The sequence below is a fragment of the Rheinheimera sp. UJ51 genome (genome assembly GCF_020819615.1).
GTDB lineage: Bacteria > Pseudomonadota > Gammaproteobacteria > Enterobacterales > Alteromonadaceae > Alishewanella > Alishewanella maricola.
In genome coordinates, this window is sequence record NZ_JAJHOG010000009.1 from 127,972 (window position 1) to 149,979 (window position 22,008).

The 22,008-nt window shown below is 46.5% G+C and carries 17 protein-coding genes; 8 read left to right on the top strand and 9 right to left on the bottom strand.

Translation table 11 applies throughout. The features are described 5' to 3' along the window. Positions 1-21 precede the first annotated feature (21 nt). From LMJ53_RS12390 to gltB, 3 genes are all read right to left on the bottom strand, one after another. A complete protein-coding gene (locus tag LMJ53_RS12390) occupies positions 22-1,950 on the bottom strand; it encodes a hypothetical protein (protein WP_229586438.1) in 1,929 nt (642 codons plus the stop codon). Between the two features lie 337 nt (positions 1,951-2,287). Next, positions 2,288-3,700, bottom strand: coding sequence for an FAD-dependent oxidoreductase (locus tag LMJ53_RS12395; RefSeq protein WP_229586439.1), 1,413 nt, complete (start codon positions 3,698-3,700; stop codon positions 2,288-2,290). Positions 3,701-3,710: 10 nt separating this feature from the next. Continuing rightward, positions 3,711-8,174: a glutamate synthase large subunit gene (gene gltB, locus LMJ53_RS12400; protein WP_229586440.1), complete on the bottom strand. Its 4,464-nt coding sequence runs from the start codon at positions 8,172-8,174 to the stop codon at positions 3,711-3,713. 591 nt (positions 8,175-8,765) lie between these two features. Between gltB and LMJ53_RS12405 the strand changes: the two genes are divergently transcribed. Beyond that, complete coding sequence (locus tag LMJ53_RS12405; protein WP_229586442.1) at positions 8,766-11,066, top strand: ATP-binding protein; 2,301 nt, start codon at positions 8,766-8,768, stop codon at positions 11,064-11,066. Here LMJ53_RS12405 and arcA read toward each other — a convergent pair whose 3' ends face one another. Continuing rightward, complete coding sequence (gene arcA, locus LMJ53_RS12410) at positions 11,067-11,774, bottom strand: two-component system response regulator ArcA (RefSeq protein WP_226752290.1); 708 nt, start codon at positions 11,772-11,774, stop codon at positions 11,067-11,069. It abuts the gene before it with no gap. A gap of 186 nt (positions 11,775-11,960) precedes the next feature. After that, complete coding sequence (locus LMJ53_RS12415; protein WP_229586443.1) at positions 11,961-13,589, bottom strand: sensor histidine kinase; 1,629 nt, start codon at positions 13,587-13,589, stop codon at positions 11,961-11,963. A gap of 135 nt (positions 13,590-13,724) precedes the next feature. Between LMJ53_RS12415 and LMJ53_RS12420 the strand changes: the two genes are divergently transcribed. Then, a complete protein-coding gene (locus tag LMJ53_RS12420; protein WP_229586444.1) occupies positions 13,725-14,126 on the top strand; it encodes a DUF3293 domain-containing protein in 402 nt (133 codons plus the stop codon). Here LMJ53_RS12420 and LMJ53_RS12425 read toward each other — a convergent pair. From LMJ53_RS12425 to trmB, 3 genes are read right to left on the bottom strand one after another with little or no spacing between them, the layout of a single operon-like run. Next, on the bottom strand, positions 14,123-14,440 hold the full coding sequence (locus LMJ53_RS12425) for a hypothetical protein (protein WP_229586446.1): 318 nt from the start codon (positions 14,438-14,440) through the stop codon (positions 14,123-14,125). The genes LMJ53_RS12420 and LMJ53_RS12425 overlap by 4 nt on opposite strands. Before the next feature lie 14 nt (positions 14,441-14,454). After that, entirely contained in the window at positions 14,455-15,462 is a 1,008-nt protein-coding gene (locus LMJ53_RS12430) for a methyltransferase (RefSeq protein WP_229586447.1), read from the bottom strand. Next, the gene (trmB, locus tag LMJ53_RS12435; protein ID WP_229586448.1) at positions 15,462-16,199 is read right to left on the bottom strand and encodes a tRNA (guanosine(46)-N7)-methyltransferase TrmB; all 738 of its coding nucleotides are present in this window, start codon (positions 16,197-16,199) and stop codon (positions 15,462-15,464) included. Before trmB ends, LMJ53_RS12430 begins: the two co-directional genes overlap by 1 nt. A 142-nt stretch (positions 16,200-16,341) precedes the next feature. Between trmB and mutY the strand changes: the two genes are divergently transcribed. From mutY to rlmM, 6 genes are all read left to right on the top strand, one after another. Continuing rightward, on the top strand, positions 16,342-17,400 hold the full coding sequence (gene mutY / locus LMJ53_RS12440) for an A/G-specific adenine glycosylase (protein WP_229586450.1): 1,059 nt from the start codon (positions 16,342-16,344) through the stop codon (positions 17,398-17,400). 12 nt (positions 17,401-17,412) lie between these two features. Continuing rightward, the gene (locus tag LMJ53_RS12445; RefSeq protein ID WP_229586451.1) at positions 17,413-17,679 is read left to right on the top strand and encodes an oxidative damage protection protein; all 267 of its coding nucleotides are present in this window, start codon (positions 17,413-17,415) and stop codon (positions 17,677-17,679) included. A gap of 68 nt (positions 17,680-17,747) precedes the next feature. Beyond that, the gene (locus tag LMJ53_RS12450) at positions 17,748-18,686 is read left to right on the top strand and encodes a transcriptional regulator GcvA (RefSeq protein WP_226752298.1); all 939 of its coding nucleotides are present in this window, start codon (positions 17,748-17,750) and stop codon (positions 18,684-18,686) included. Continuing rightward, a complete protein-coding gene (locus LMJ53_RS12455; RefSeq protein WP_229586453.1) occupies positions 18,679-19,299 on the top strand; it encodes an alpha/beta family hydrolase in 621 nt (206 codons plus the stop codon). The genes LMJ53_RS12450 and LMJ53_RS12455 overlap by 8 nt, the downstream gene beginning before the upstream one ends. After that, entirely contained in the window at positions 19,271-19,642 is a 372-nt protein-coding gene (locus tag LMJ53_RS12460) for a DUF423 domain-containing protein (RefSeq protein ID WP_229586454.1), read from the top strand. The genes LMJ53_RS12455 and LMJ53_RS12460 overlap by 29 nt, the downstream gene beginning before the upstream one ends. 3 nt (positions 19,643-19,645) lie before the next feature. Beyond that, entirely contained in the window at positions 19,646-20,725 is a 1,080-nt protein-coding gene (gene rlmM / locus LMJ53_RS12465) for a 23S rRNA (cytidine(2498)-2'-O)-methyltransferase RlmM (protein WP_229586456.1), read from the top strand. Here rlmM and LMJ53_RS12470 read toward each other — a convergent pair. Further along, complete coding sequence (locus LMJ53_RS12470; protein WP_229586458.1) at positions 20,722-21,909, bottom strand: endonuclease/exonuclease/phosphatase family protein; 1,188 nt, start codon at positions 21,907-21,909, stop codon at positions 20,722-20,724. The two genes, rlmM and LMJ53_RS12470, sit on opposite strands and share 4 nt — an antisense overlap. Positions 21,910-22,008: the final 99 nt, after the last annotated feature.

The window sequence follows — 22,008 nt, forward strand, 5'->3', positions numbered from 1 at the left end:
GGGGCAAGCCTATTATCGCCGTTAATCCGGGTTAATAATGCGGAACAATTGCCGATAGCTCAGTTTACCTGTCTCGGCTTGATAACAGTTATCCTGCTTCGTTAGCTTAATCGTGTAAGGCGGCTCACTGATGCTGGCACTGATTAAGTTACTGCGGCAGAGCGAACGGCTAAATTCACGGAAATGGCTTCGAGTAAAGATCGGGCTTTTACTGCGCAACGGCTCTGCTAATTGCGTTAATGCCATTTTGTCGTTTGCCGGAAACAGCTGCGGTTCAGTTGTTTGCCACAGCATAGTATCGCCAGCACTAAGCAAGTAATGGCTTGCCAATAGCACATTGGGCGTCGATTCTGGCTGCAGTACGCTAAGGGTCACATCACCACTGCCAACCACCGTTAACTGGGCCTTTGCCTCCGACCATTGGCTTAAATCAACTAATAACGCCGTGTTCTCGTCAATACCAAAACCAAAGCGGCTTTGACTGGCTTGTTGCAGCACCAGTAATCGGGCTTGACGGCCACGCTCAGCAAACTGTGTGTCTACGATACCCAGTGGAAATAAGCCTAGCCCGCCATCTGTGGCATAAGTCAGCTGTCGCTCACTGCTATTATTTGGGCAGCGCTGTTCTTTCTGACAGCCTTGCCAAGGCGCAGCGGCAGCTTTGGCACCATATTGCAGGGCATGATAACTGTCGCCACTGCTTAACATCGGGATCGGAGCAGTAGCAAATAACTGACCGCCACTCAAGGCCGCTGCGGCGTTATTGTTTGCTGCAAGCAGTAGGCTGTTTTGTTGTAAAGCGGCCAAGATGGCATTAAGCGCGGCGGTTGCGGTACCGTCAGCTTGGCGTAGTGCCGCGGTTAATAGCGTTACATCACCATCACTAAAAAATAAGGCATCGGCTTGCTGGATGTGTTTAATCAGCTCGTTTTCGCCTTTTTGACAGAGCTGTTGTTGATAAGCAAAGCGATCGGCATACACTTGCTCGCGACGATAGCGGCCATGCTGCTCGGCGAAAGCGTCAGCTAAAGCTGCACAATTTTTACTGCTGAGCGCCCGGGTTAACGCTGCGTTTAGCGGTAGCCAAGCCACTTCTGCGCCCGCTTGTCGAAAAATATCTAAATACAGATCGACGCTGGCAAAGGGGTCACTTGCCGCGGCGGTGATCAGCAATACTTTTGCTTGGCTGCGGCCTTTGCTCGTGGCTTTCGCTGTCGCTAAACTCACTAACTGTTGGTATAAGGCCACGGCTTGTTGATCAAGCGAATTGGCTAAGTCTGCTTGCTCGGTTAAGCGATATTGCCGATCAGCGCTGAAAGTCGCCACTTCAAGGTAATCTAAAATTGCTTTGTGTTCACGCTCTGAAAGCGCTTGCCACAAGGCTTCACCACTGAGTGCATCGCTCTCGGGCTGTGCGGGTAAGGCTCGCCAAAGGGTCGTCAGTTCTGTCGCTGTAAATTCACCATTAAAGGTGGTTTGTAACAGACTAAGCAAGGCCACCACTTGTTGCTGTAAAGCTTGACGCTCGCTGCTAAAAATAGGTGCAGCAGCCAATAATTGTAATTGACTCGGATCTAAGGCATAGCGCAGCTGCGTTTTAGCCAGCGCACTAAAACTCGCCTCTTCAGCACAATGGGCCGGGGCCAGTGAGCTACAAATCGGCATACCGCCGCCGAGTAACATCACATCGTAATCTGCAGGCGGCAGCATCGGTAATTCCGGCTTTGATATCGGAAGGACTAAGGGCTCAGTCGCTAAAGCGGGCAGCGGCGCGTTTAAACTATTCAAAGCCTCATCTGTCTCGGGGAGGCTGGTTTGAGTCGTCTCTGCAGAGCGAGTTTCAGGTATTGACTCTGCGGCAGAGTTGACAACCTGCACTGGCGTTGACAGGGGTTGCTCAGCACTGAGTAAGGTCGAAAAAAGTAACACACTCAAACATGATAAACGCATTTATTCCCCTGTTAGCTAACGTTGGTGCTGTTGGCCATGCGATCCGCCTGAGCGGAGTTTTACGCCATAATTGACAGCTATTTTAGCATTTTTTGTTGAATGAAATGGCGCTTTTATGCCAGTAAAACGTACATTTATTTTACAGCGATGAAGCATGTTGTCGCAGGGTACTTTCCTAAGCCTTGTTAGCTATGTAATAAGGCTAAACGAGTCGTTAAAAGCTGAACGGCAGTAGCAAGTGACCGGAAATAGCCATAGACAAAGGGTATATTGAAGGGGAAGAGCTCACCGCTATTGTGCTTAACACAACAGCGGTGAGTGACAACTTAGGTGTTAATTAGACTTGCAGATAATCTAAAATACCTTCTGCGGCTTTACGGCCTTGGGCGATGGCGGTCACCACCAGATCAGAGCCTAATACCATATCACCACCGGCAAACACTTTTTGCTGATTGGTTTGTAAAGCATAAGGGCTTTGCTCACTGGCGACTACCCGGCCTTTGTTATCCAAGGCGATACCCATATCAACTAACCATTTTGGTGGGCTTGGTTGAAAACCAAAGGCAATGACCACCGCATCGGCGGGAAGTATCTGTTCTGAACCTGGCACCGGCTCGGCACTGCGACGCCCTTTGGCATCTGGCTCACCTAATTGTGTGCTGATCACTTTAACACCACACACTTGGCCCGCGTCGTTTAACTCGATACCCAAAGGTTGTAAGTTAAATAAGAACTCAACACCCTCTTCGCGGGCATTTTGCACTTCTTTGCGTGAACCAGGCATATTGGCTTCATCGCGGCGATAAGCACAACTGACTTTATGCGCGCCTTGGCGGATCGAAGTGCGAACACAGTCCATCGCCGTATCACCGCCCCCTAATACCACGACCGTTTTGTCTTTTAAGCTGACAAAAGGATGCTCGGTTTGCCAACCCATAAGGTTATTCACATTACCGATCAAAAATGGCAAGGCTTCATAAACGCCAGCGGCGTCTTCATTAAGTAAGCCACCTTTCATCGGGGTATAGGTGCCTAAGGCTAAGAAAACCGCATCGTATTCATCCAGTAAGCTGTCGAAGCTGACATCTACGCCGACGGTGGTATTAAGCCTAAACTCGATACCCATTTCGCTGAAGATTTCACGGCGCAGTTGTAATACGCTTTTTTCCAGCTTAAACGGCGGAATACCAAAGGTCAGCAGGCCGCCAATCTCAGGATAACGATCAAATACCACCGGGCTAACACCATTGCGAACTAACACATCCGCACAGGCTAAACCCGCCGGGCCTGCACCTATAACCGCGACTTTCTTATCGGTTTTAACCACCGCCGATAAATCGGGCCGCCAGCCCATCGCAAAGGCTTTATCGGTAATATATTTTTCAATACTGCCGATAGTTACCGCACCAAAGCCTTCATCCAAGGTACAAGCACCTTCGCATAAACGGTCTTGTGGGCAAACCCGGCCGCACACTTCAGGCAAGCTGTTGGTTTTATGCGCCAATTCTGCCGCTTCAACAATTTTGCCCTCGTTAGCCAGCTTTAACCACTGCGGAATATAGTTATGCACGGGGCATTTCCATTCGCAATAGGGGTTACCGCAATCTAAGCAGCGGTCAGCCTGACCCTCTGCCTGAGTGGCGGTCAGAGGTTGATAAATTTCAACGAACTCAATCGTTCTTTCTGTTAGTGAGCGTTTTGGCGGATCAATCCGTTTTACGTCAATAAATTGGTATACATTCTGAGCCATAACGTCTCCCTTACATCGCTTGAACACGCAGCTCTGCTGAAGAGCGAGCGCGGTGGCCAAGCAAGGTATTTACATCGCTGGTTTTAGGTTTAACCAGCTTAAACTTCGGTAAATAATGCGTAAAATCATTTAAAATACGCTGCGCTTTGTCACTGCCTGTTTCTTCAACATGTTGATGTAACAAGCTGCGCAAATGTTCTTGCAGGATCGGTGTTTCGACCTCGAGGGCTTCAACCAATTCGGCATTTAAGCGTAACGCTAAATCATCTTGCTCATCTAACAAATAGGCGAAACCACCGGTCATACCTGCGCCAAAGTTCACGCCGGTGCAACCCAGTACCACCACAACACCGCCTGTCATATATTCACAGCAGTTATCGCCGGTCCCTTCGACTACCGCCAGGGCACCCGAATTACGCACCGCGAAACGTTCACCTACCTGACCTGCAGCATATAAACGGCCACCAGTCGCACCGTATAAACAGGTATTACCGGCAATGGTAAAACCGTTTTTAGCAAAGCTGGCGCCTTTTGCTGGGAAGATGGCAATTTGACCACCGGTCATGCCTTTGCCGACATAATCGTTGGCATCGCCTTGCAAAGATAAATGCAAGCCACCGGCATTCCAAACACCAAAGCTTTGACCCGCAGTACCCACAAACTTAACGCGGATCGGATCGGTTGCCATGCCCTGATTGCCATGCTGGCGAGCAATTAAGCCCGACAAGGCCGCGCCGACGGAACGATCGGTATTGCGGATCGGTAAGTTCAATTGACCACCGGTTTTACGGCTGACCATTTGCTGGCACTTTTCAACCAATAACTGGTTTAACGCACCCGGATCGAATGGCGTATTGTTTTGTACACAAAACAGCGGTTTATCGGATTTCACACCACTAGATTCCAGGATCGGTGATAAATCTAAACGGCTTTGTTTCAGTGTTTCGGTAGCTTTATGGTCGAGTAAATCAGTGCGACCAATTAGCTCAGTGAGTTCAGTCACCCCTAACTGCGCCATCAGTTCACGAACTTCTTGGGCTAAGAATGTGAAATAGTTCATCACCATTTCAGGTAAGCCATTAAAGTGATCACGGCGTAGCGTGGCATCTTGAGTGGCCACACCCGTAGCACAGTTGTTTAAGTGACAGATCCGCAGGAATTTACAGCCCAGCGCCACCATAGGCCCAGTACCAAAACCGAAGCTTTCAGCGCCTAAGATGGCAGCTTTAACCACGTCTAAGCCGGTTTTTAGGCCGCCATCAACTTGCAAGCGCACGCGATCCCGTAAACCGTTATCCACTAACGCTTGATGAACTTCTGCTAAACCCAGCTCCCATGGACTACCGGCATATTTTACTGAGGTCAGTGGACTAGCGCCCGTGCCGCCGTCATAGCCAGAAACAGTAATTAAATCGGCATAGGCTTTCGCCACACCGGTGGCAATAGTACCGATGCCAGGCTCTGATACCAATTTAACCGAGATCAGCGCTTGTGGATTAACTTGTTTTAAATCGAAAATCAGCTGCGCTAAATCTTCAATCGAGTAGATGTCATGGTGCGGAGGAGGCGAAATTAACGTCACGCCCGGAACTGAATAACGTAAACGGGCAATTTCGGCGGTGACTTTTTCGCCCGGCAGCTGACCACCTTCACCCGGTTTAGCACCTTGCGCAACCTTGATTTGAATAACTTCGGCATTGACTAAGTAATGCGGAGTGACACCAAAACGACCGGAAGCCACTTGCTTAATTTTCGAGTTCTTTTCTGTACCGAAACGCCGTGGATCTTCACCGCCTTCGCCAGAATTAGAACGACCGCCTAAACGGTTCATGGCAATCGCTAAGGCTTCATGCGCTTCTGGGCTTAAAGCACCAATCGACATTGCCGCACTATCAAAGCGAGGATATAGGTGTTCTGCAGCAGCAACTTCGGCTAATGGCAGCGGTGTCGCTACCGGTTTTAGTTGAAATAAATCACGAATATGCGCGATAGGCCGCTGATTAACTAAGGCACTGTACTGTTGATATTCTTTGTAATCGCCACTGCGCACAGCCTTTTGTAGCGTTTGCACCACATCAGGGTTGTAAGCATGGTATTCACCATCGTGTACATATTTTAGTAAGCCACCATGATTCATCGGTTTGCGTTTTAACCAAGCGATATTCGCCAGTTGTTGCGCATCTTGCTGGAAGTCGGCAAAACTTGCACCACTGATGCGTGAAGAAATATCAGCAAAGCATTGCTGTACCACTTCGGCATGAATGCCCACGGCTTCAAATAGGTTTGAACAACGGTAGCTTGCCACCGTAGAGATCCCCATTTTCGACATGATTTTGTACAAGCCTTTGTTGATCCCTTTACGGTAATTCAACACCGCCTGACGTGCACTTAGCGTCACATTACCTTTCTCAACCAGCTGTTCTACGGTTTCGTAGGCTAAAAACGGGTAAATGGCCGTCGCGCCTAAGCCAATTAATACCGCGAAATGGTGAGAATCACGGGCGGCGGCAGTTTCAATGATGATGTTTGAGTCACAACGTAACTGCGCATTCACCAATGCTTGTTGCACGGCACCGACCGCCATGGCTGCGGGGATGGGCAATAATTCTTGGCTGATCCGGCGATCGGTTAAAATCACCAAAACCACTTGCTGCTCACGCACCGCGGTCACAATGTCTTGGCACAAATTGGTCACGGCTTGCTGCAAGCTTAGCTTGGCAGGATCAAAATTTAGCGAGAAAATTTGATGGCGATAATATTTATCGTCGGCTTGTTTCAGTTGTTTTAAATCTGAATACATCAGTACCGGAGATTCAAACTGAATACGCCGTGCATAACCGGCGGTTTCTCTGAACACATTGTGCTCTCGACCAATACTGGTCGCTAATGACATCACATGCGATTCACGTAATGGGTCGATAGGTGGGTTAGTTACCTGTGCAAACTGCTGGCGGAAATAATCAAACATGGTGCGTGGCTTGCGCGATAACACGGCCATTGGCGTATCATCACCCATAGAGCCAACGGCTTCTTGACCATCTTTAGCTAACACCGTCATCACTTGGTCGATTTCTTCATAACTGTAGTTAAACAGTTTATGCATCACCAACATTTCATCGTCAGTAAAGGCCCGCTTACCAATTAAGTCTGTTTCATACTGCTCATATGGCACCAGCCGCTGCACGTTTTCGGTCAACCAACTGCGATAGGGGTGACGTTGCATTAAATCTAAATCGATTTCATCTGAGCGCCAGATCTTGCCATTGATGGTGTCGATTGCCAGCATTTCGCCTGGGCCAACTCGACCTTTTTCCACCACTTCGTCTGGGGTGTAGTCCCAAATACCTACTTCAGAAGCCAAGGTAATTAATTTGTCGCGCGTGATCACAAAGCGAGCAGGGCGCAGGCCATTTCGATCCAGGTTACACGCCACATGCTGGCCATTGGTTAACACGATACCCGCTGGGCCATCCCATGGCTCCATATGCATGGAGTTAAATTCGTAAAAGGCTTTAAGATTATCATCCATCACCTTATTACCCTGCCAAGCAGGCGGCACGAGTAAACGCATCGCACGGAATAAGTCCATACCGCCGGCTAATAGCAACTCAAGCTGATTATCTAAAGAGCTTGAGTCCGAGCCTGTTTGGCCGACAAAGGGCGCTGCATCTAATAAGTCAGGTAATAGTGGCGAGGCAAATTTGTATTGCCGGGCGCGAGCCCACTGCCGGTTACCCGTGATGGTATTTATTTCGCCATTGTGCGCTAAGAAACGGAAAGGCTGTGCTAATTTCCAGCGCGGCATGGTATTGGTAGAAAAACGTTGGTGGAACACGCAAATGGCGGTTTCCATGCGAATATCGGCTAAGTCGAGATAATACTTTGGCAAGTCTGCCGGCATCATCAAGCCTTTAAACACCGTCACCAGTGAAGAAAAGCTAGGGATATAAAAATCGTCATCTTCAGCCAGTTGTTGTTCAACCCGGCGACGAACCATATAAAGTCGACGTTCTAAATCGTGATCACCCCAGCCGTGTGGCGCATTAACGATCACTTGTTCAATTTTTGGCATTGAGCTCAAGGCCAAAGGGCCGAGCACATTGGCATCAACAGGTACGGTGCGCCATGCTACTAAAGTGAGTGTTTCACGGGCAATTTCTTTGTTGATAATGTCTTTAGCAAAGGCCGCTTTAACCGGATCTGCGCTTAAAAAGATCATCCCTACGCCATATTTTTTGGCCAGGTTCCACTGATTTTCTTCTGCTATCGCCCGAAAAAAACTGTCGGGTTTTTGCATTAATAGGCCGCAACCATCGCCGGTTTTACCGTCGGCAGAAATACCGCCGCGATGTTGCATGCGATCCAGACCATTGATAGCTGTTCTAACAATGCGGTGACTGGCGACACCCTCTAGGTGCGCAATCAGCCCAAAGCCACAGTTCTCTCTTGCCTGACTATGCTGATATAACGCCATGACACGCCTCCAAACTTATCCTGAAAAAAATAAATATTTACTATTTTTGAATTATTATTCTGATTTTTATTTGTGATGCTACGGTGAAAACCGTGCGGCAGTGTTAAAAGAAGAGCTAGTTGTAGCGTGCTTTTATCTGCGTTTTTAGCCATCTATACTTTCAAAGGCTAACAGGTATACCGATATTTTAGTGAAATTGCAAGCGAGATTTACCCTTTGAATACGGCATTAATGCTGAGCTTGTGCAGTTTTCACTTAAGTTATGCGCTACCTTGTAAAGCTGTAATCCAAGCTGGTGACTTTTAACCGCTACAACAAAGTAGCCCTTACAGATCCAACTGCTTGTTATTAATCACAGTCAAATAATTATGCGTTACTTACTACTGAGCCCGCGAGCTGAGCGCCACGGCCACAGCATTGGCAAAGCAAGCAATAACCGCTACTCTAGGTCAATCTTAACCTTAGTAAGTTTAGTGGCTGTTTGCTTATCTGGTAAAATTTATTCAGCCTTTCTTTTAAGGTGATTTCTTTTGCTTTAATAGCGATGTTATCGCTGGCCGCGTAGCCCAAAACAGCAGGAATGTGTTCCATATGCAAAACCCCGTTCACCCTCAAATTAAAGCATTTGCCAGCCGAGTGCGGCATTGGGGGCATTGGCCATTAGGCATATTATTAGTGGTGCTGTTAGCGACGCTGGTATTACTCAGTTATGTTGCTTATACCGCGGTGTTTGATCGTGAAGTGATCTTGCACGAATTACAGTTATTACTGATTTACGTTGTACCGCTATTGTCTTCCGTGATGATGGTGGTGTTTTACTTAGTGCTGAAACTCGATGGCGCTTTGCGTTTTGTTGATGATTCTGCGCAAGCTGAGCGGCAACTCAATCAATCGATGCAAGAAAATATACGCCAGCTTAACTTTGAAATTGAAGAGCGGAAAAAAGCGTTTGAAGCAAAACGCCGAGCCATTGAAGAGTTAAGAAAAGAAATTAGCGAGCGGCGCAAAACTGAGCAGGAGTTAGCTGAGCAAAGCTTATTAATCCGCTCGATTGTTGATAGCTCACCCGATCTCTTTTATTACCGCGATGAAAAGGGCTTATTAGCCAGTTGCAATAAAATGTTTGAAAGCATTATGGCGCGGCCAATGCACGAATTAATTGGGCAAGATTTAACGAAGCTGTATGCTTTTGATAGCCCACAAGCGGCAATCTTGTCTGAGTATGGCTTACCATCACCTGAAACCGAATTAACGCTAGATATCGAATTTAAACAAGCTGACGATTCAGTTAGTTGGTTTGAAATGCGTCATCTGCCTTTTTATGATCGACAAGGGCGGTATATCGGTCTGTTAGGGTTTGGGCGCGATATCACCTCGCGTAAATTAGCCGAACAAGCCTTAGAAAAAGCCTATCAAGATAAAGGCCAATTTATTGCCACTTTAAGTCATGAACTGCGTACGCCGTTAAATGGCATTGTCGGTTTATCGCGCCGTTTACTCAGCAGCAATTTGTCGACCGAGCAATTTAGCTGGGCCAATACTATTTTTACCAGTGCCGAGACGTTGGGTAATATTTTTAACGATATTATCGATCTCGATAAAATTGATCGGCGTGAGCTCGATATTATTTATCAAAGTGTTCACCTGCAGCGCTTTTTACAAGATATCGCCAATTTTGCTGAGTTAATTTGTCAGCAAAAGGGGCTTGAGTTTAGCCTAACCACCAGCGGCAACCCGGATTGTTATTTATTGTTAGATGCCACGCGGCTGCGGCAGGTGTTATGGAATTTACTGAGCAACGCCGTTAAGTTCACGCGTCAAGGACAGGTACAGTTAGACTGTCAAATTATTGATGAGTCGTTACTGCTTAGCGTCAGTGATACCGGTATTGGCATTGCGCAGCATGAGCAAGAGCGGATCTTTGATATGTATTATAAATCGCAAGATGGTCATCGCTTAAGTATTGTCGGCTCAGGTATTGGTTTATCGGTATCACGCGCGCTGGTTGAAGCGATGCAAGGGACTATTCGCGTGCAAAGCCAACAAGGCACGGGTAGCTGCTTTATTGTCGGTTTACCGATTATTAGTGCCGATGCACCCGCCAAAGTTGAGCCGGTTGCGTGCCCTGAGCTCACCATCTTACTCATTGAGGATGTGCCGCTAAACGCCGATATTGCCATTGCCTTACTCGAGCAACGTGGTCATAGCGTGATCCACGCTGAAACAGGCGAGGATGCCTTAGCCTTACTGGATACAGAAGATGATTTAGATTTGGTGATACTCGATATGCAATTACCTGATATGGATGGGGATGTGATTGCCAGACATATTCGTGCCGAGCCGCATTTGGCGAATTTACCGATTGTCATGCTCAGTGCTAATGTGCGAAAAGCGCAGCAAGCACTAAGCGACATTCGCTTAGATGGTGCTTTAAGTAAGCCACTAAATACGGATAAGTTAGATTTATTATTAGCTGAGCTGTTTTCACCCAGTGCGTTAAAGCGCTTACAGTTAGAGCAGGCTCAGACTAAAGATGATACGGCAACGCAAGATGATGCCATTCTTGATGATAAGACCTTACAAAGTTATCTGCAGTCATTAGGTAAAGAGGGCATGCAACGCAGCGCGACGTTGTTTTCGCAGCTGTTACCGGGTTATATCAATAAATTATTAGAGGCGGTAGTACAACAGCATCAAGAAGATCTTGCAGCTAATGCGCATAAGCTTAAAGGCGCTGCGGCAGCGGTTGGTTTACGTTGGGTGCAAGAGCAGGCACGACAATTAGAAGAAACGAGTTTACAGCAAGCAGGTTTAGAGCGAAGGATCTTGGAGTTACATTTTACTACAGAGCAGCATTTAACTGCTCTGCAGCAATATATCGAACGTTACTAATTACTTCTCGAGTTTACCCACAAAGCGGTAACCTTCACCATGGATGGTGCTGATTAACTCTGGGCTATCCACGTCAGATTCGAAGTGTTTACGAATACGGCGGATAGTGACATCGACAGTCCGATCGTTTGGCCGTAAATCACGACCTGTCATATGACGGATCAGCTGCTCGCGAGTAAAGATTTTACCTGGGGTGTCTAACATCAGACGTAATGCCCGATACTCACCTTTTGGTAGCCGACGTGCAACGCCGCTTGGTGACGTCAGATTGCGGCTGTTTTCGTCTAATGTCCAACCATTAAACTTTAAGACACTTTTATGTTCTTCCACTACGGGCTGAGCAGAGGTACGGCCTAGCAGGTTACGAGCACGGATGGTCAATTCACGCGGGTTGAACGGTTTAGTTAAATAATCATCCGCGCCAATTTCTAAGCCTAAAATGCGATCGACTTCGCTATCCCGACCGGTTAAAAAGATCAGACCGATATTTTCTTTTTGGCGTAACTCCCTCGCCAGAATTAAGCCATTCTTACCAGGCAGATTAATATCCATCACGATTAGATTGACTTGATTTTCCTCCAGTTTTTTGTGCATCTCATCGCCATTAATGGCTTCGATCACATCATAACCTTCTCCCTGGAACAGACTTACCAGATTTAATCGGGTAACTTCTTCATCTTCAACGACTAGAATCACAGGTGTTTGCATTGGAGTTAAACCTTATATAGGAAGTGTAAAAGTTAAGTTTTTAAATGCAGGAAACTTGACGTTGTGTTGTCAAATTAGTGCTAATTATAGCGTAAAACGGCAAATGTTAACAAGATTTTTGTTAACATTTGCCGATACTGCCGATTAGAGCATAACTAAGTCTATATAATTCAATCGTTAATGAAATTACTTATTCAGCGGCTGTGCGCTGGTGGGGAAGTCGATATCAATTGTTACGCCGTTTCCTAATTGACTATCTAGGTAAATATTGCCATTTAAAGCTTGAGTAACAAGGTTGTAGACCAAGTGCATACCCAAACCGCTGCCCCCCTCTCCGCGCTTAGTGGTAACAAAGGGATCAAAAATACGTTTACGAATATGCTCAGGCACACCTTTACCATCATCTTTGTAACACAAGTAACAGCGATTTTGGCGCTGCTCGGCACTGATCAGAATATGGCCTTGGCTAGTAGGCTCGTAAGCATGAATAAGACTGTTCATAATCAGGTTAATTAAGATTTGGTTGATGGGCCCAGGTTTGCTGATAATAAATAAGTCGTCTGGACATTGCACCGTCAGTTGATGCGGTGTTTTTTTCAAATGAGGTCTTAATGACAATAACACCTCATTGATCAGCTGTTTTAAATTAAAACGCCGCTGATTTTCGTTAGACTGATCTACCGCTACCTGTTTAAAGCTGCTGATCAAACCGGCCGCTCGTTCTAAATTTCGATAAATGATGCCAAGGTTTTCTTTGCTATCAGCCAAAAAGCGTTCTAACTGATTAGCCGTGAGTTTTTTATCGGCAAATGCCCGTTCGATATCTTGAATACGATCTTGCATTAAGGTTGAGGCGGTCACGCCTAGCCCGATAGGGGTATTCACTTCATGGGCAATGCCCGCCACCATTTGCCCGAGACTGGCCATTTTCTCGGTTTCGACAATTTGCGTTTGATATTTATGTAAGGTTGCGAGGGTGTTCAATAACTCTTGATTGGAAGTTTTTAATGCCAGAGTACGCTCAGTCACTGTCTGCTCGAGGTTTTGGTTTAATTGTTTAATTTCTTGCTCGGCGTGTTCGCGTTTGTGCAGCTCATTTTCAATACGATCCATCATAGTATTAAAGGCCCGGTTTAGCTGATTAAAATCGGTTAATTCGGTGGCTGGGGCACGCACACTGTAGTCTTTACTGCGTGCGACCTGATGCACTAATGCCAATAAGGTATTAATAGGTTTGGTAAAGTATTTTAAAAGCTTAAATGCCAGAAAAAAGCATAATATCAACGCCATGGCGGCAATCAGCAGGTTTATCAGTGTTTGCTGGCGCTGCGAGCTTAACAGTTCTTGGCGGCTGGCTCTTAAATAAACATAACCAAGCAAGTTGTTATTAAGCATGATGGCTTTGCTTTGTTCCATCAAATCATCGTTAACCGCTAGCGTGGTTAAGTGTTCGACTCGATGCTGTTGGGATGGCAAAGCAGCGCTATCTGCTTTATTAAAACTGGCAAAAAAATTGAGTTTGTTCTCAGTGGCATCCCATTGATAAATATGGACATATTTAATCATTGGTATCGAGTTTAATGCTTTTAGGCGTTGTTCTTCTCGTTCTGGATTATCGTGCTGTAAACTGGATTGGGCATTCACTGCAATAATGTTGAGCAAGGAACTGAATTGGTTTTGTTGTTGCGTGTTTTGTCGCAGGTAGTCCAGATAATTCGTCAGAAACAAGGTTAACGCCAAAGTAATGCTACAAATCAGCATGACTAACCAAATTAAAGCGGCTTTCATTGAGGTGGCTCGGGCTTTAACTGTCATATTGAAGGCAGGACTTCCTTGTTGACACACTAAACTAGCGTTTGATGCTAAACATATATTGGCTTTTTGCAAAGAGTTACTGGAAAAATTATTTTCGCGGTTTATAGTAATCACGAGCAATCAGTAAGGAGCGTGATGATGGAACTGTGGCAACATTACAAAAACAGTATCTTTTTATGTCATCAACGTTTAGCCACGCATCTTAGCTTTGCCATTGTCAGTGCACAAAACCCCGCAGGAGTAAATGCACCAGCCGTGTACAACCGCTTGCTGGATAAACAACTGCAAGCACAGTTGCAGCAAACCGGCTTAGCGTATCGGTCGGTTATCGGCTCGGCCCCAGATCGTTCCTTTGAAGAAAGAAGTTGGATGGTGTTGTGCGATAAAGTCCAAGCGATTGCACTTGGGCGATTGTTTACGCAAAATGCTATTTTTTGGGTTGATAAGAACGAGCTGTATCTCGTGCCAGTTTTAATGCAACAGCCGGAAGAGCATTTAGGGGGTTTTGCTCATCGTCTGGTGCTGTTACCGGCTTAACGCTCACGTCGTAACACTTGTAATATCGCTTCAACCTCAATCGGTAAATCGCTTTGTAATTGCTGCTTTAAACGTAGTTGAGCAAGTCGCGCTTCAGGTGTCGTGGCGGGGGCGAGCAATGGGCTAAAATCGGTTACGCAAATACAGCGTACCGCCATTTTATTCACATCGGGCAATTGCACGGCTCGATAAATTTGATGTGGGCAGGCGGTAGTACGCAAACTTGACTGTAAGCAACTCTTAACCTGCTCAGCCGATAACTCGGCGCTGCAGGCTAAGAGCAACAGTAACAATAATCGTGCTCCAATCGGCATAATTAACCTTTACATTAATGCTTTACCGCTTGGTATATCACAAAACCATGGCGTTTCGCCAGAACGTTAACTTTACCAAAGGCTTGTTCAAATAGTTGCTGATAAGCTAAGTGGTTATTGGCCACTACCGTCAGCGTTCCGCCTTTTTGCAGGCGTTGTACGCTTTGACTGATCAAGGCTTCGCTGATGCTGTAATCGGTTTTAATCCCAGTATGAAACGGCGGGTTGCTGACAATATGTTTAAAGGTTAAGGGCTGTGCCGGCAAACCATCCGCCGCGACCACTTCGCCTTTTAAACCATTTGCTTTTAACGTCGCAACCGTTGCCATTACGGCTAACGCGGAGATGTCAGAGCAGTATAATTCAATGGCCGGTGCCTGCTGTTTTAAATAGGCACCAATAATGCCGGCACCACAAGCAAAGTCGAGCACCATGCCATCTTGAATATGCGCTACATGTTCAAGCAACAATGCCGTGCCTTTATCCAGTTTGCCATGATTAAACACGCCGGGTAGCGAACACACCTTAAGGGGGCTATTAGCTAAGGTAAGTGAGAACTCACTTAGCCGGTTTGCAGGAAGAGAATCAAGCGCTCCGCTTAATGAAAACCATAAACAATGCTTGGCATTATCTAATTTGTGCGCATGCAAACCCAATTTCTCGGCGTGCGTGACCAGACTTTTAATACCGCCTTTATTATCACCCACTAAAAATAGCTGTGCGTCCGCGGCTAAAGCGCCGCTAATTAATTGCAGGGTGCCCGCCAGTTGCTCTTTGCTTTTGGGGTAGAAAAGCACCACGGTATTAAATTGTTCTGTAAACTTCGGCTCGGCGCTAAAGTAAACGTTTTTAGCTGCGCGTTGCCATTGATGATTGACCGCCGCATCAGTGGTAAAACAGCTGAACGAAGATAGTTCGTGCAACTGATGCGACAGTAGGTCGGCTTCAGGCTCAACAAAAAGAACAGCGCCAGTTAAATCGGCGAGGTTACGTAAAATCAGCTGACTGGTGTTAGCAAGCATTAACTTATCCTTTTAAACATAAGATCCCAAACACCATGCCCAAGTTTCTGCCCACGTTGTTCAAATTTGGTCAGCGGGCGATGTTCTGGTCGCTCGACATAGTTATTGCTCGCCGATAAATTACTAAATCCCTCGGCATGTTGCATGACTTCTAGCATATGCTCAGCGTAGTTTTCCCAATCGGTGGCCATATGAAACACGCCGCCTATTTTCAGTTTACTGCGCAGTGCTTGCACGAATTCAGCTTGGACAATGCGACGCTTGTGATGGCGTTTTTTATGCCATGGATCGGGGAAAAACAGCTGCACGGTATCCAAGCTTTGCTCTGGGATCATATGCGCTAAAACCTCTACCGCATCATGCTCAAATACTTTTAAGTTTTTAACTTGTTGTGTTACCGCTTCTGATAAACAAGCGCCCACACCAGGCCGATGCACTTCAATGCCGATAAAATCATGATCGGTCGCCGCTTGCGCCATCGCCACCAGCGATTTACCCATACCAAAACCGATTTCAAGTACTCGTGGCGCTGAGCGCGCAAACACTTGGTCAAGGTCAAGTAAACTGGGTTGATAATCAATGCCGTATTCTGACCAATAGTTATCTAGAGCATGTTGCTGACCTTTAGTTAGGCGGCCTTCACGCAGCACAAAAGAGCGGATCCGTCGCAGATAGGGGGTTTCAGTTGATGGCGATGCATTTTGCTCGCGCTGCGCGTTGTTGTCCTCTGTGCTCATTTTTTGCTCCGTACACTAAATGGGGGCGTATTATCCTTGGAATAGCCTTCAAGCTCAACCTAATAAAATAGCGCTGATCTGCTACACTGCGCCGCAGCATAATTAGGCGGCGCATAGCAAGCAGCTTTGAGGAGAATAAATAGTGCAGTACGCAACGTGGTTTGCCGAGCAATTGGTGCATTGGCAACGGCAACATGGTCGCAATAACTTGCCATGGCAAGTGCAAAAAAGCCCTTATAAAACTTGGCTATCGGAAGTGATGTTGCAACAAACGCAGGTAGCAACGGTGATCCCGTATTTTGAACGTTTTGTGCAGCGTTTCCCTGATATTCAAAGCTTGGCGCAAGCGCCGATTGACGAGGTGTTACATCTGTGGACTGGCTTAGGTTATTACGCTCGAGCACGTAATCTGCATAAAGCGGCGGTTGAAATTGTTACCGAGCATGCGGGGCAATTCCCTACTGATTTCCAGCAGATTGTTGCATTGCCTGGTATTGGGCGTTCTACGGCGGGCGCCATCTTATCGCTGGCGCTGGGTCAGCATTACCCCATTTTAGATGGTAACTGTAAAAGAGTCTTAGCGCGTTTCGCCGGTATTGCCGGCTGGCCAGGACAAAAACAGGTAGAGCAACAACTTTGGCAGTTGGCAGAGCAATTGACCCCAGCCGACACTTTTGCTGAATTTAACCAGGGTATGATGGATTTGGGCGCCTTAATTTGTAGTCGCAGTAAACCGCGCTGCGCCGAGTGCCCACTGCAACGACATTGTTTGGCGGCATTACAAGGTGATCAAGCCTTGTATCCGGGCAAAAAACCGAAAAAAACCATACCCGAGAAGCAAAGTTTTTGGTTGCTATTACAACATCAGCAGCAAGTTTATATGTTGCAGCGCCCAGCGAGTGGTTTGTGGGGCGGCTTATTTGGTTTTCTAGAGTTTAACAGTGCCGAGTTACGTGATGAGTATCTTGCACTGCAAGGTTTAGCCGCAATGCCACAGCATGAGTTGGCCGGGTTTCGGCATACTTTTAGCCATTTTCATTTATGGATCCAACCCATGCTGCTCAAGCTTGAGCGCTTACCCGCAATGGTACAGGAGCAATCTACAGCAACTTGGTTTACAATAGACCCCATACCTGAGGTTGGCTTGTCTGCTCCGGCAAAACAACTGCTGCAGCAACTCGCTGTGTATTCGCCTGATTAAGGAAATGAGTTTATGAGTCGTACGGTTTATTGTCAGTTTTTGAAAAAAGAAGCACCGGGTTTAGATTTTCAGTTCTACCCAGGTGAATTAGGCAAAAGAGTCTTTGATAACATCAGTAAAGAAGCCTGGGCGCAATGGCAAACTAAGCAAGTGATGCTGATTAACGAAAAAAAATTAAATATGATGAATGTTGAACATCGTAAACTGTTAGAAGAGCAGATGGTGGCTTTTTTATTTGAGGGCCAAGACGTTGAGATTGAAGGCTACAAACCGCAGTAATCACCGTGCTAAACCGCATTGCTGCTTATCTTGAACTTGCCTGATGACTAATTAATGAATGGATTTTTATGGCTCGCCGTCTGCCACCGCTTAACGCTTTAAAGGCATTTGAAACTGCCGCCCGGCATCTTAGTTTTACCAAGGCGGCAGAGGAAATGTATGTCACTCAGGCTGCGATTAGTCATCAAATTAAAGCGCTTGAAGATCATCTTGGGCTGAAACTTTTTATGCGTAAAAACCGCTCTTTACTCTTAACGGAAGAAGGGCAGAGTTATTTTTTAGACATTAAAGAGATTTTCCTACAATTACACGACGCCACTGAAAAGCTGTTAGCGCGTGGTGCCAAAGGCGCGTTAACGGTTAGCTTGCAGCCAAGCTTTGCTATTCAATGGTTAGTGCCGCGTTTGAACCAGTTTAGCGAGTTGCACCCTGATATCGATGTGCGTATTAAAGCGGTAGATTTAGACGAAGGCTCTTTGACCGATGATGTCGATGTCGCGATTTATTATGGCCGTGGCAATTGGCGTAATCTGGTGGCCGAAAAGCTGCATACCGAATACTTATTACCGGTATGTTCGCCGCTGTTACTTAACGGCAGTAAGCCATTACTTGAGCCAGACGATTTACGCTTTCATAACTTATTGCATGATGGCTCTCGCCGCGCTTGGAAATCGTGGTTTTCAAGCCAAGGCTTTAAAAACTTTAATGTGAATCAAGGGCCTATTTTCAGTCACTCATCGATGGTGCTGCAGGCTGCTATTCATGGTCAAGGTGTTGCCTTGGCGCATAATGTGTTAGCGCGGCCCGACATCACTTCTGGCCGATTGTTTGTGCCGTTTAATCATGTGTTGATCAGCAAAGACTCGTACTACTTAGTGCATCGTGAAAGCCAAACCGAATTGGGGAAAATTGCCGCGTTTCGTCAATGGATGCTTGATATGGTGTTGGCCGAGCAAGCCGATTTTACCGAGCAGCATTTTACCAATGCGGTAGCGCTGGATGAGTAAAACAGCGGTAAAGTTGTTATTAACGCATGGGGCGGGGGCATCTTGTCACAGCGACTTTATGCAGCAACTTTGTTCAGCGCTCTTTGCAGAGCAAATTGAAGTAAGCTTATTTCATTTTGGTTATATGCAAACTCGACTAGACGGTGGCAGTCGACGGCCGCCGCCCAAAGCCACTTTGTTGCAACCTGAATTAATGGCGGCATTACAGCAGTTTACCCGCGATGGTCAGCCTTGTTTTATTGCGGGTAAGTCAATGGGCGGGCGTATTGCCTCTATGTTAGCGGCAGATCCAGAGGCTGCGGCAATGTTGGCGGGCTGCTTTGTTTATGGTTATCCGTTTCATGCGCCGGGTAAAAGTGTTTGGCGAACGGCGCATTTTAGTCAACTGACTGTCCCCTTAGTGATTTTGCAAGGCGAACGCGACCCTTTTGGCAAGCGAAATGAGGTGGCCGCTAAACATTGGCCTGGCGTAGTTCTGCACTGGTTAAACAGTGGCGACCATGATTTTAAACCGTTAAAAAGCAGTGGTCAGTCGCAAGCTTCGCTTATTATTGAAGCGGCTAGCATTACTCGAAGGTACATTGATGCAATTTTGGATGAAACTCAGCCGTAGTTTAGCGGCATTATATGGTGCGGCGGTGGTGGCTTTAGCGGCTTTGCTGATGCATTTATGGCAAAGCGCACTGTCACCCGATGCGTCAACACGTATCGTGATTGCCTTGGCATTACTGGCGTTGCATAGCTTAGCTTTGCTGCAGCTAGATAGTAAAACCGGCAGTCGCTTATTAGCCTTAACCGCAGTGTTATGGCAGCTGGGAATTTGGTTATTTTGTTGGACGTTACTTGCCGGGGCTTTGCAATTACCCGGTTATTTTTCTGCTTTGGCGCCATTAGGCGGTCAAAGTTTTATTTTAGGCTGGCTGGTTTTCGCAATCGCCAACTGGCGCAGGGATTAATCAATGAAACAGTTAATGCTTTATTGTCGTGCAGGTTTTGAGAAAGAATGTGCGGCAGAAATTCAAGATCAGGCAGCAGCCTTTAACGTCTTTGGCTTTTGTAAATTAAAAGCCAATAGCGCTTTTGTTATTTTCGAGGCTTACGACGCAGACAGTTTACGAGCGTTTTATCGTGATTTTGACTTTCGTGACTTTATCTTTATCCGTCAATGGATCCTGTTATTGGCCGAGCCCTTAACCTTACCGGCAACCGATCGTATTGCACCGGTGTTAGAAGCCGCTTTAGCTCAAGAAGTAACCAGTTGCGGTGAGCTACGGGTGGAATTTCCAGATACCAATGATGGTAAAACCTTGTCGACGTTAGCGCGTAAATTTACGGTACCTTTGCGTCAAGCTTTACGCCAAGCGGGCGTGATGTTACCCAAAGAGCAAAAGCGTGCTGCAGTGCTGCATTTGTTTTTAATATCAGGTAACGAAGGCTATTTGGGCCTGTCTTACCCAGAAAACAACTCTTCTTTAGAAAACGGCATTCTACGCTTAAAGTTTCCAGCAGAGGCGCCCAGTCGCAGTACCTTAAAACTAGAAGAAGCGTTTTTGAGTTTTATTCCGCGCGATGAATGGGAGACCCGTTTAGCGCCGGGCATGAATGCGGTAGATTTAGGCGCAAGCCCGGGAGGTTGGACTTACCAATTAGTCAAACGCAGCATGATGGTTACGGCTATTGATAACGGTCCGATGGCAGATTCATTAATGGACACCGGGCAAGTTAAACACCAGACGGTGGATGGCTTTAAATTTGAACCGAAGAAACGTAATGTCTATTGGTTGGTTTGCGACATGATTGAACAACCGCAGCGGGTTGCTCCTTTAATTGCGTCGTGGTTAGTGAAAGGCTGGTGTCAGGAAACGATCTTTAACTTAAAATTGCCGATGAAACGCCGTTACGAAACGGTCAAAGAAATCCTTGCTGATTTTGAACAGATTTTACAGCAGGCTGGTTTAGGTTACGAGTTACAAGTAAAACACTTGTACCATGACCGAGAAGAAGTCACAGTACATGTGTTGTCGTTGGCTAAGCGTTAATTCGCGGTAAGTTCGAGTTCCAGCCAGACTAAACGATGGTCTGAGCTGGCTTCTCGGGTGCCAATCAAATAATAATCAGCGGTATCTTTTGCGGGCCAAAAAACACCTGCGTCTTTAATGTTGAATCCCTGCTTCGATGGTAAAACATAATCAGCACGCATCCGCCAACTGGCAGTGTGACTTGCCGCAAATTCACGATCTGGGCTGTGCTCTAACCCACCTGCACTTTGTGGCACCACGCTATTGTTAACGCTCGGGTGGCTTGTTAAGCCCGCAATGCCGGTTAATAAGGCATCCCCTTCGCCTTCGGCTGAGGCATTTAAATCACCCAAGATCACAAAGGGTTGCTGTTGTGCAATACCACCGAGCTGTCCTTGATCATCGTAAATATAACCTGAAGTCTCAGCGGATAAATAATCAGTCCAGAAGCGAATTTCGTCGTGATTACGTTTGCCATTGCGATTTTCCGGGCCGTCAAAAACAGGGGGCGTAGGGTGACTAATCAGCAAATGCACCGTTTTGCCGCCCACTAATACCGGCACATCCCAATGTGACTTGGATGATAACGGAAACTCTTGCCAAGCTTCTTTACTATACCAAGGCTTGCCATCCGCTTGTAACGTGGGCAAATGCTGTGGCATGTCTTTCCATTTAAAATGCTGAAATGTGCGCACATGCTCAGTAACGATAGGGTATTTAGACAACAAGACCATGCCATATTGTCCGGGATAAAAACCAAAGCCCCAAGCATCGTTGCCAACCCCAGTCGCTTTACCGTTGTTATCCAAATCATAAGGGCTGGGTTGACCGGTATTAACGGTATGGTAATAAAAGTAGGGATAATCGATAGCTTTACTACCGGCTTGAGCTTGCTGCAGATAATTATTGATAAACGCCTGCACGCCTTGCTCAGGATCGGCAATATAGTCAAATTCATTGAGTAACAAGATATCAGGCCTTACGCGCTGAATAATCGCCGCAATGTTTTTTACTTGCGGATGATTTTTGCTGGCGAGCACATCCATTAATACCTGAGGGCTGCCTTTTTCACCCTTTTTCAGATAATTGTCGGCTTCCATACTGACATTAAAGGTGGCAACTTTCAGCGTTTGTTGTGCTAAGAGTGAGCTGGGCAGCATAGTGAACATCGCCATAATAAAAACATTAATTACATTTATATGCATAACGTTACCTAAAGATTAACAGCCTATCATTAGACTCGCCAAGTGAGTGAAGCTATCGAGAAGTGATGAGGTTGTCTAAAGATTTGTTAAGCAATTTTA

Excerpts from the sequence above, each read along its gene's own strand:
- rlmM (WP_229586456.1), top strand. The coding sequence starts at position 19,646 with ATGAAACAGTTAATGCTTTATTGTCGTGCAGGTTTTGAGAAAGAATGT.
- LMJ53_RS12430 (WP_229586447.1), bottom strand. The coding sequence starts at position 15,462 with ATGCTTGCTAACACCAGTCAGCTGATTTTACGTAACCTCGCCGATTTA.
- LMJ53_RS12470 (WP_229586458.1), bottom strand. The coding sequence starts at position 21,909 with ATGCATATAAATGTAATTAATGTTTTTATTATGGCGATGTTCACTATG.
- LMJ53_RS12445 (WP_229586451.1), top strand. The coding sequence starts at position 17,413 with ATGAGTCGTACGGTTTATTGTCAGTTTTTGAAAAAAGAAGCACCGGGT.
- LMJ53_RS12460 (WP_229586454.1), top strand. The coding sequence starts at position 19,271 with ATGCAATTTTGGATGAAACTCAGCCGTAGTTTAGCGGCATTATATGGT.
- LMJ53_RS12420 (WP_229586444.1), top strand. The coding sequence starts at position 13,725 with ATGATGGAACTGTGGCAACATTACAAAAACAGTATCTTTTTATGTCAT.
- trmB (WP_229586448.1), bottom strand. The coding sequence starts at position 16,199 with ATGAGCACAGAGGACAACAACGCGCAGCGCGAGCAAAATGCATCGCCA.
- gltB (WP_229586440.1), bottom strand. The coding sequence starts at position 8,174 with ATGGCGTTATATCAGCATAGTCAGGCAAGAGAGAACTGTGGCTTTGGG.
- LMJ53_RS12405 (WP_229586442.1), top strand. The coding sequence starts at position 8,766 with ATGCAAAACCCCGTTCACCCTCAAATTAAAGCATTTGCCAGCCGAGTG.
- LMJ53_RS12425 (WP_229586446.1), bottom strand. The coding sequence starts at position 14,440 with ATGCCGATTGGAGCACGATTATTGTTACTGTTGCTCTTAGCCTGCAGC.
- arcA (WP_226752290.1), bottom strand. The coding sequence starts at position 11,774 with ATGCAAACACCTGTGATTCTAGTCGTTGAAGATGAAGAAGTTACCCGA.
- LMJ53_RS12415 (WP_229586443.1), bottom strand. The coding sequence starts at position 13,589 with ATGACAGTTAAAGCCCGAGCCACCTCAATGAAAGCCGCTTTAATTTGG.
- LMJ53_RS12390 (WP_229586438.1), bottom strand. The coding sequence starts at position 1,950 with ATGCGTTTATCATGTTTGAGTGTGTTACTTTTTTCGACCTTACTCAGT.
- LMJ53_RS12450 (WP_226752298.1), top strand. The coding sequence starts at position 17,748 with ATGGCTCGCCGTCTGCCACCGCTTAACGCTTTAAAGGCATTTGAAACT.
- LMJ53_RS12395 (WP_229586439.1), bottom strand. The coding sequence starts at position 3,700 with ATGGCTCAGAATGTATACCAATTTATTGACGTAAAACGGATTGATCCG.
- LMJ53_RS12455 (WP_229586453.1), top strand. The coding sequence starts at position 18,679 with ATGAGTAAAACAGCGGTAAAGTTGTTATTAACGCATGGGGCGGGGGCA.